This is a genomic window from Myxococcus llanfairpwllgwyngyllgogerychwyrndrobwllllantysiliogogogochensis (assembly GCF_006636215.1).
GTDB lineage: Bacteria > Myxococcota > Myxococcia > Myxococcales > Myxococcaceae > Myxococcus > Myxococcus llanfairpwllgwyngyllgogerychwyrndrobwllllantysiliogogogochensis.
Genome location: NZ_VIFM01000354.1, coordinates 1 through 10,025, shown reverse-complemented (window position 1 = coordinate 10,025; position 10,025 = coordinate 1). Strand labels below are relative to the sequence as shown.

Genomic DNA, 10,025 nt, shown 5'->3' with positions numbered 1-10,025 from the left:
GTCAGGGGGAAGGGGATATCGGGGGACGGGCACGAAGCAGCACCTCGCGCTCGAGCTCCGTCCGAAAAGCAGTGAGCCGCTCTCGGGCGGTGAAGGGGCCGCTGCCTGCGATAGCGCCGAAGAAGCGCTTGCGCACGCCCTTGCGCGTCGCGCACAACACTTCCGTCACGCAGAGGGACACACCGCCCCCCACGGCGGGCAGCGGCCGCATGGTGTTGAAGTAGATGGGGAGGTGCCGCTCCAGGGCGGCCTCGTCCTCCACCTCGATGGTGATTTTCGACAAGAGGGCGTTGCCACACAGCGCGGTGGCCACCTGTCGCAGTCCCGGCGTGAAGGCGAAGCCATGCGTGGTCAGCGACGGCATCCACCAGGGCAGCGCCGGCGAATACAAGGTGGAGAAGATATCCTCCAACACCCCGCCCTCCCCTCGCGTGCGCTCCAGCAGCAATGACACCTGCTCGGGCGTCACCGGCCCCTGGCTCGTCCTGGTGGGAATCACCGCGATGCGGATGCGCCGCCAGGGCCGCGCCACGGACGACGGCGCATCCGGCAACACCGGCACCAGCATGGTGGGGTTGTCGGAGCGCAGCAGGCCCCCGCTGGAGCGCCCCAGCGCCACCAGCGAGGCACAGGCGAGGTTGCGGAAGTCCAGCCGCTCCGGGAGCTCCACGCGCAAGAGCGGCGAGGGGTCCTCGGCCCCCGTGAGCCATTCATCAGCGGCCGCGCGTCCCTTCCGGGGCAGTGCGGCGGCGATGGCCCGCGACACCTCCATCATCGCGCTGCCATCCATCACCAGATGGTCGAACGCCAGCTCCAGCGAGCCGGTTCCAGGCTCCACCCGGGCGCCCAGCCAGGTGCTCGTCGTCAGCAGATGCGAGGTCCACGCGCTGCGCCCCCGGCCGGCGACGTCCACCACCACCTGGGGATGCCACCCGGCCCGGCGCGCCTCGGCGAGCGTACACGGCGCGCAGGCCGCCAGCCGCCCGGCCACCGCCTCCGGAGTCAGCTGCGCGTCATCCAACGGCAGCCGGGCCATCCGAAAGCCTCCGCCCTCGCTGGTGACAGCCACCGTGAGCACGCTGTCGTCGGAGACACGCTGCCGGGCGTCCAACCCCTCACGCCCCAGCCCCGCGAGCCACACATCCGTGGGCTGGTTGTAGCGGCGCCCTCGCGTGTCCCGATGCCAGCGCGCCACCTGGGCGAGCAGCACCGGCGCCCAGGTGCCCGTCGAGGTGTCCACCCCCAGGGGCTGCACCGTCAACATGATGCGCCGCGTGCGGGGCTCCGTGGAGAGGAAGCGCTCCCAGGTCGTCAGCTCCGGCACCACACCCGAGGCCTGGCGCGCCGGAAACGTCCGCTGCCAGCCATCACAGAAGCCCACCAGCGCGGACAGCGACCGACGCGCCACGGGAAGGAAGTGGGGAAACTTGTGCGCCATCGAGTCCCGCACGCGAGACAGCGCGTCCTCGCCACGGCGCACGGCGAAGGAAGGGATGGAACCAGAGCCGTCCATGGCACGTGTCCCGCGCAAGCCCACCGGTGAGGTGACCCACAGCATTGGCCGTGCAGTGTAGCGGACACTTCCTCCGCGCGGTGACGATGTCGTGCCCCTTCATCATCCATGTCTCACGCACTCGTACGGGTGGTGAACGACTCACGCGCTCACTCACACCCACCTTCCTCACGCGAGTCGCGGCATGACGCACGCGGAGCGAGTGTCACCCGCGCACTCCAGCTCGGCGCGAGCAGCGGGACAGAAGACTTCCGCTCCCAGCGGCCCTACCCGGTGCGACGCGCTCGCCTGGCCGGCGACAAGGAACGGCGCACCACGGGGACACCTCGGGCCGCCGTTGGCGCACGGGCACCGTGCCCTCACGCTTCCGATCTCCGCGCCCGGCCCCCACCGGCCTTGGCCTCACGTGCTCAAGCCACGACGCGGGCGGACGTGCGGTTTTCACGCAGATCGCCTCCCAGTGAAGCCACACACCCTTTCGCGCTCCTGCCGTGAGGCCCCGTCATTGACACGCATCCGCCACGACAGGGGCGGTGAATCCATCGGACCCCTCGGGAAACCACAAACAAAACCAAACCAGATTTCACCGACAAAATAACCTTTCAAGACAAAGTCGATTTAGCCTGACCCGCACTGGCAGTCTGGCCCGCAATCGGTAGGATGCCAGCGTCCAAGTCCAATCATCGCCCTTGGACAAATGGGGGGGAGTCCAAACACAGCACTCGGAACGGCCTCGGTACCCACGCTCGCATGGTGGGGAACCGAAGACGCCAACACGCGGTTTGCGAGCCCTGGGCTCGCAGGCACGGGAAGGGTGCGCCCTCCAGTCCTCACGCCACGCAAAGGAATGTCTCTCATGAAGAAGTTCCTCTCCGCTACCGCCGTAGCCGCGCTGTCGCTTTCTGCGACGCAAGCCCTCGCCGCGCCGATGTCCCCCGCCGCCAGGCCCATGTCGCAGCACTTCTCTCCGATTGTGCAGGACGCGTTCACGCTCCTGGGCGACACGGACAACCTCAACCTCGTCTATTACGTCCCGCGCCGCGGCGGCATCGCCGTCCAGTCGCCCACGACGACCAACCCCGTCCCCCGCTTCCAGATCACCTCCTTCATCCCCGTGTTCGGCTTCTTCGCGGGCATGGAGCTGGCGAACCTGGGCGGCTCGTTCTCGACCACCAGCGACCTGGGCGCACTCAACCGCCTGTCGACGGAGGCCGCGGCGAAGGGCTTCCAGATCGCCCCGGCTCCGGCCAACCGCTCCACCACCCAGTTCGTCCTCTCCGGGTACGCGCCGGTCAACGGCCGCGTGGAGATCGACTGCGAGATGGAGATCATCGTCGTCAACGGCCGCGACGTCCCGGTGCCCAACTGCTTCACCCACCTGGACCCGACCCAGCCGTACGACATCAACACCAACGTGATGTACAAGTTCAACACCCTGCCCGCGCTCGGCGGCAGCGTCGTCGCGCAGGACATCTCCTTCCAGGCCACCACCCTGCCGGGTTGGACCAACCAGCTGCGCGCCCTGATGGCCACGGGCGCCCAGTGGGACAACATCATGACGGCCCAGATTGACTGGGACATCAAGACCCACAACGTGACCCGTCAGGCGCGCTTCACGGTGAACTGGCGCTCGCTGTTCGAGCAGGCCAGCGCCTTCGCGGCGTTCCACCTGAGCTCCTGCGTGGACATCGAAGTTCGCGCCTTCTTCGAGCGCCTGGTCACGTGTTCGTCCGAGAACGCGTGCGGCATCCGCATCGAGTACCTCAACAACGGCGTCTGGGGCCCCACCGCGCCCAATGACTCCAACTTCATCAACGTCGTGAACGCCGTCCAGGCCCGCCTCCAGGACGAGCTGTTCAACGAGGTCCGCCGCTACACGACGCCGGTCAACGGCCAGGTCTCCAACCAGACCAACTCCATCTTCACCATGCGCGCCAACTACGAGAAGCTCATCCTGGAGCGCAACGAGGTCACCTACATCCAGTACAACCCGGGTCCCACGGACTTCACCGTCAAGACCAACATGAACGTCACCTGCCTCCTGGACGGCTTCGAGCTGGGCCGCGTCCGCTGGAACATGGAAGACGCGGGCTGCAGGGCGCTGATCGGTCAGTAATTCCGCACCGCCATGACTTCGGGGCGGAGGCCATCTTCGGGGTGGCTTCCGCCCCTCCTTTCCTTCCTTCAACCAGGCCCTTTCTCCATGCGCTTGCTTCAGCTTTCTCTCGCAGCCGTGTTGTGTCTTTCCGTCACGTCCGCCCAGGCCCAGACAGACACGCCGCCACTCGACTATGCGCGCACCATCCGCGAGTCTGAGATGGTATTCGTTCCCTACATGGGGATGGATCGCGGCCCTGTCTTCTATACGCAGTACGTGCAGATTCCGACCGACTCCGTCGCCACCGTGGCTGGCATGAGGCGGCTCTTCGTCAACCTCCACCCCACCGCCCACACGCAGGACCTGTACAACGGCTTCATCACCCGCCATGGCATCACCGACGCGCGGCTGCTCCCGCTGCCCTCGGCCGGCTCGTGCCAGCCCTCGGCGGGAATCGCGGACCTGCTCAAGGGCATGCCGACCAACTACCGGCCGGCGGTGGTCGGCGGCAACTATCCGCTCGTCTGCGGACTCAGCGTCCACTTCTTCCCCGCCGACGAGGCGATGGTGCGCGCCCATATCGCCGCCAACCCGGTCATCACCCTGCGCGCCTCGGTGCCGCTGTGCGCGACGAACAGCCCCCTGCTGAACGTCCCCGCCATCAACCAGCGACTGGTGACGGACGGCGTGCTCCAGACGACGCCCAACCTGGGCGTGGGCGGCAACAGCTGGAACGTGCTCTTCGAGTCCGCCAAGCTCGCCCAGCTCAGCCCCTCCCTGTTCGTCACGTCCGACCCGCAGGTCGGCTGGGAGACGTACATCAAGTCCTTCACGCTCAACCTGACGGCGCAGACCGCGACGATGTCCCCGGCCGCGGCGAGCAACTCCGCCGCCATCTGCACGCCCACGCCGCTGGTCATCAACTTCGGCTAGTCGGCAAGGCGCCCCGCGCGAAGACAAACCCTCACATCAGCAGCCGGGGGCGGCCATGGCGACGGCCATGACGCTCCCGGCTCGGGAGCTTTCGAGATGACACGATGGGTCTGGGTCCTGGCGGGACTCATGGGATGGACGGCGTGCGCGTGCTCGGGAGATGACCCCGACGAGCCCGGCCAGACGCCGGAGCAGCGCAGGCAGCAGGTCCAGCAGTGCATCGTCACCCGGGTGCCCCCACCCGCCGGCTCCACCGAAGCGCGGTGGTCGGTGTCCGGGTATGCCCTGGTGAGCGCCTACCGGAGCTGTCAGGCGAAACCAGGGGACGCGACGTCCGAGGACTTCCGCGACGTGCTTCGAGGCCTCGCCGAGCCAGAGGAGGACCCCTCGCGCGTGAAGCTCACCCAGCCCACCGGGAGCGCGCCGTGAGACGGCTCGCCCTCCTCGTCCTCGTGCTGGGAAGCCTGGCCTCCGCCAAGGGCGTCGTGGCCCAGGAGTGCACCGGCTGCCACACGTCCAAGCGCACCGAGCCCCAGACGCGCTTCGCCAACGGCCTGGGCCGGTGGACGGACAGCCAGTGCTTTGGCTGCCACGCCGAAATCAACGACGTCGCCGTGAAGCGCCAGAAGCGCGAGCCGGACCCGCGCTACTTCGCCATCCCCGTGCGCGAGGACAAGCTGGCGCATCTGGCCAAGACGCCGCTGGCCTACATGAATGCCCCGGAGCTCCTCGAGCATCCGGGACAGAAGGTGCCCCGCATCTCCTCGCGAGGGCTCGCCGCCTTCCTCAAGCGCCCCAGCACCCTCTCCCAGAAGGAGGGCAGCCGCGCGCCCCGGATGATGGCCTACCCCAGCCTCCAGTCGGGCGACGTGAAGGACGTCGCCGCGCTCCTGTCGGTGCGGCTGCCGGCGAGGGAGGCCCCCGCCGCGAAGCTGACGGCCTCCGAGCGCAAGGACGCGGACACCCTCTGGAAGGCGCGCTGCGCCAGCTGTCACGCCGGAGACAAGCCCCTCTCCGGACGGGACGGGGTATCGCTGGGGCTCTACACGCCCGAGTGGACGTATGAGTACTGCCGCGAGCAGCCGCCCTACGCGCGCGCGGACCGACAGATGCCGGAGGTGCCGCTCTCGCTGGACGAGGCCCGGCTCCTGCACCGCCTGTTCGACGAGATGCGGGTGGAGAAGGAGCGCGAGCTGGACGCGCGCGTGACGCGGCTGGCGATGAAGGACGCCGCCATGCCCGGGGCGGTGCCTCCCACGATGCTCGCCTATCTCTGGGGCCCCTTCTTCCGGGACGCCACCTGCGTGCACTGCCACGCGACGAGCCCTCGCGCGGCCAGCGCCTTCACGGCGGACGCGGAGGGCCTGAAGACGTACCTCAAGAAGAAGTCGGGCGAGGAGTACTGGCGCAGGCTGGAGACGCGCGCGCTGGAGGCCGAGCACGGCCTGGTCGCAGCGAAGCCCGGCATGCCCATGGCCGGCATGGAGCTGCCCGTGGAGCTGCGACGGCTCATCGCCCGGTGGGTGGTGGACGGCTGCAAGGATACCGAAGGCAAGACCTGGTGCCGTCGCTGACGGCGCACACCGAAGGGATGGCCATGAGCCTGAACGAGTCGCACCTGTCGTCGAGGATTGGCTGGACGTGGGCGCTCTTCGTCGGCCTCTGGCTTTGGACGGGCTGCGGCGGCGAGGACCCCTCCACCCACGAGCGAGCCCTGCGCCAGGCGCTCGCGGGCCGCGCCTCCGCCACCCGGCTGTCGCTGGGCCAGTACCACTCGGTGGGCGTCCACTCGGACGGCTCGGTGTGGGCCTGGGGCTACAACCGGCAGGGACAGCTGGGCAATGGCCTGTTCACCGACAGCCCCACGCCGGTGAAGGTGAAGAACCTGGAGGACGCGGTGGCGGTGGCCTCGGGGGACTACCACTCGGCGGCGCTGCGCTCGGATGGCACCGTGTGGTCCTGGGGTGACAACTATTCGGGGCAGTTGGGCAACGGCACCGTCCTCGCCAGCAACGAGCCCGTGCGCGCCCAGGGTCTGTTCGGCGTGCTCTCGGTGGGCTCGGGCTTCTCGCACTCGGTGGCGCTGCGCTCGGACGGCACCGTGTGGGCCTGGGGCGACAACCGCTACAAGCAGCTCGGCGCGCTCGCGGCGACCAGCAGCACGCTGCCCGTGCAGGTGGCGGGCCTGAGCGGCGTCATCGCGGTGGCGGCCGGTGGCAACACGTCGCTGGCGCTGCGCTCGGACGGCACCGTGTGGGCCTGGGGCGACAACCGCAGTGGCCAGTTGGGCGATGGCACGGTGACGACGCGGGGCACGCCCGCGCAGGTGCAGTCGCTCGCCGGCGTGGTGACCATCTCCGCGGGAGCGTCCCACTGCGTGGCGCTGCGTTCGAATGGCACGGCGTGGACGTGGGGACTCAACTCGACGGGCCAGCTCGGCGACGGGACGAAAATCAACCGCTCCTACCCCGTGCAGGTGGTGCTGACGGACGTGCTGGCGGCGGTCGCCGGCAACTACCACTCGCTGGCGGTCCGCGTGGACGGCGCGGTGTGGGCCTGGGGTGACAACCGCTATCGCCAGTTGGGCAACGGCACGCTGACGAGCAGCACGCTGCCGATTCAAGCGGGCCTCAGTGGCGGCGTCACGCTGGTGGCGGGCTTCAAGCACTCGCTGACGCTGCGCGCGGATGGCACCGTGTGGTCCTGGGGTGACAACGCCTTCGGCCAGCTGGGTGACGGCACCTTCCTGCCCCGCATGTCTCCGGTGCGCGTGGGCAACACCACGCTGGGCAACCCCGGGGTGACGTCGGGACAGCTGCACTCCGTCTACCTGGACGCGGCGGGCAACCTCTGGAGCTGGGGCGACAACGAGGAGGGCCAGTTGGGCAACGGCCTGGGCGCGGACCGGCTGTTGCCCGCGCGCATGGGCTTGACGGCCAGCGTGGCCGTGGCCGCCGGACACCGCCACACCGTGGTCCTCAAGGGCGACACCACCGTGTGGTCCTGGGGCGTCAACACGCGGGGCGAGGTGGGCGATGGCTCCAACACCAACCGCTCCCAGCCCGTGCCGGTGTCGGGCCTGTCTGGCATCTCCGCCATCTCCGCGGGGGCGTACCACTCACTCGCGCTTCACAACGACGGCACGGTGTGGGGCTGGGGCTTCAACCGCTACGGACAGTTGGGAGACGGGACGACGGTGGACCGCAACCACCCCGTGCAGGTGACGGGCCTGGCGGGTGTGACAGCCATCGCGGCCGGCCACAGCCACTCGCTGGCGCTGCGCTCCGACGGCACGGTGTGGGCGTGGGGCTACAACTTCGATGGCCAGATTGGCAGCGGGAACAACGCCTGGCACATCGTGCCGGTGCAGGTGGTGGGGCTGTCGGCGATGACGGCCATCACCGCCGGGGGCTACCACTCCATGGCGCTGCGCTCGGACGGCTCGGTGTGGTCCTGGGGCTACAACGGCTCGGGACAGCTGGGCAACAACTCCACGCTGAGCCAGAACGCGCCGGTGTCCGTGGCGAACCTGAGCGGCATCGTCTCCATCACCGCGGGGGACTATCACTCGCTGGCGCTGCGCTCGGACGGCACGGTGCGCGCGTGGGGCTTCAACTTCGACGGCCAGATTGGGGACGGCTTCCTGGAGAACCGCCATGTCCCGGTGATGGTGGTGGGGATGACGGGCGTCGTGGCCGTCATCGCCGGAGACCACCACTCCATGGCCTTGCGCTCGGACGGCACGACGTGGGCCTGGGGGGCCAACGCGGAAGGCCAGCTCGGTGATGGCACGCGCAACGACAGCATCATCCCCGTGAAGGTGGAGCTGTTCTGATGCAACTCGACAAGGAGACACCCATGTTCGCCCGTATCCTGAATCGGTGGGCCCCGCGTGCACTCGCGGGCGCGGCACTCTCACTCGCCTTGCTGTCCGGCACCGCGGCGCACGCCTTCACCGAGGAGCACGTCATCATCTTGATTGACCGCAGCGGCACCATGAGGACGACGCGGGCCTCGGGACAGACGCGCTTCGCGGATGCGCTCGTGCGCGGGCGAGACTTCGTCCAGACGCCCAACGCCCTGCCGCGCCTGTTCGCCATCTGGACGTTCGAGGGCGGCGGCTACCGCCGGGAGCAGGGCTTCGAGGACGGCCCGACGACGGTGGCGAGCCTGAGCCGGCTGAGCGTGGGCGCGGGCGCGACGCCCCTGGCGCTCGCTGTCTGCGACGCCGCCGACGAGCTGCTCCAGTTCGGCCCCGGCATCGACGCCCGCAAGGTCGTCCGCCTCATCTCCGACGGCGAGGAGAACAGCACGCCCGAGGCCACGCTCTGTTACGGCCCTCCGAGCGCCACGCGCTATCCCGACCTGGAGGAAGGCTCGTGGGAGTGGAAGGTCCGCAACATGCTCAAGACGGGCGACCCGCTGCGCGACAGCCCCAATCCCTTCCAGCTCGTTTTCGACGCGGATGTCTTCTTCAACCACATCACGCTGGCGCCCGAGCCCTTCTTCCTCACCTTCGTCCAGGAGGTCGCCAAGGCGTCGGGAGGCCGCTACACGCCTATCGACGATATTCGCCCGCTCCCCATCCCCGGCGACACGGATGGGAACGGCTGCGTCGACTCCGTGGACTACCGCTTCATGCTCGCCAACTACGGGCTGAGGGTTCCCCCGGCCAGCCCGGCGGCGGACTTCAACGGGGACCGCGTCGTCGACTTCACGGACTACTCCATCGTCCTCGGCAACCTGGGCCGTGGCTGCAACACCGTGCTACCACCCGTGCTGCCCGTGCACGAGGTCCGCGAGTAGTCGTCGACAGGACTGGCCTCCGGAGGTCACCTCCGGGGAGAATGCGCGTCCGCCGGCCCGGGTAGGCCGGCGACACTCGGGGGCACGAGCGCATGAGCCAGGAGCGCGTCATCTTCGGCAACACGGTGGACAGCCTCTACCTGAAGACGCTCGACAAGGATTTGTCCTACGAGCTGCGCACCCAACTGCGCGAGCTGGGCATGGACCTGGACGCCCCCCTCCAGGCCGCCTATCCCCACTCCGTGTGGGTGAGGTGCCTGGACGAGGTCGGCCGCTCCCTCTATCCGGAGAAGCCCCTGGAAGAGGCCCGTCGGCGGCTCGCCCGGCGGATGATTGAAGGCTATGCGCAGACGGTCATGGGTTCGGCGGTGCTCACGCTGGCGCGCGTGCTGGGTCCCATGCGCTCGCTGGGCCGCATGACGCACAACTTCCGCAGCGGCAACAACTTCACGCAGACGCGCGTCAACGTGGTGAACCCCACCACCGCGGAGCTGTGGTTCAACGAGCCGGACGTCACCGAGGGCTTCGTCGAGGGCGTCCTGGAAGAAGGGCTGCATCGCATCGGTGTGCGGGGCCTCACCATTTCCCGCACCCGTCACGACGCGGAGTCCTGTACCTATCGCATCGAGTGGTACGACCCCTCCGCGCGCTGACCCACCTCCGAGAGCCCCCGAG

General features: G+C 68.9%; 8 protein-coding genes. 7 read left to right on the top strand and 1 reads right to left on the bottom strand.

The annotated features are described in order from the left end of the window. Position 1: 1 nt before the first annotated feature. Positions 2-1,513, bottom strand: a complete 1,512-nt coding sequence (locus FJV41_RS44950) for a hypothetical protein (protein WP_246137813.1) — start codon at positions 1,511-1,513, stop codon at positions 2-4. 856 nt (positions 1,514-2,369) lie between these two features. On the opposite strand from FJV41_RS44950, the gene FJV41_RS44945 reads away from it, so the two are divergent. From FJV41_RS44945 to FJV41_RS44915, 7 genes are all read left to right on the top strand, one after another. Next, on the top strand, positions 2,370-3,629 hold the full coding sequence (locus tag FJV41_RS44945) for a hypothetical protein (RefSeq protein WP_141648794.1): 1,260 nt from the start codon (positions 2,370-2,372) through the stop codon (positions 3,627-3,629). A gap of 87 nt (positions 3,630-3,716) precedes the next feature. Next, on the top strand, positions 3,717-4,544 hold the full coding sequence (locus FJV41_RS44940; RefSeq protein ID WP_141648793.1) for a hypothetical protein: 828 nt from the start codon (positions 3,717-3,719) through the stop codon (positions 4,542-4,544). A 96-nt stretch (positions 4,545-4,640) separates the two neighbouring features. Then, positions 4,641-4,973 (top strand): hypothetical protein, encoded by a 333-nt coding sequence (locus FJV41_RS44935; protein WP_141648792.1) that lies wholly within the window; start codon positions 4,641-4,643, stop codon positions 4,971-4,973. Continuing rightward, the gene (locus FJV41_RS44930) at positions 4,970-6,118 is read left to right on the top strand and encodes a hypothetical protein (RefSeq protein WP_141648791.1); all 1,149 of its coding nucleotides are present in this window, start codon (positions 4,970-4,972) and stop codon (positions 6,116-6,118) included. The genes FJV41_RS44935 and FJV41_RS44930 overlap by 4 nt, the downstream gene beginning before the upstream one ends. A gap of 23 nt (positions 6,119-6,141) precedes the next feature. Beyond that, positions 6,142-8,379, top strand: a complete 2,238-nt coding sequence (locus FJV41_RS44925) for an RCC1-like domain-containing protein (protein WP_141648790.1) — start codon at positions 6,142-6,144, stop codon at positions 8,377-8,379. Between the two features lie 23 nt (positions 8,380-8,402). Further along, entirely contained in the window at positions 8,403-9,350 is a 948-nt protein-coding gene (locus tag FJV41_RS44920; protein WP_141648789.1) for a VWA domain-containing protein, read from the top strand. Positions 9,351-9,442: 92 nt separating this feature from the next. Next, complete coding sequence (locus FJV41_RS44915; RefSeq protein WP_141648788.1) at positions 9,443-10,003, top strand: DUF2378 family protein; 561 nt, start codon at positions 9,443-9,445, stop codon at positions 10,001-10,003. Positions 10,004-10,025: the final 22 nt, after the last annotated feature.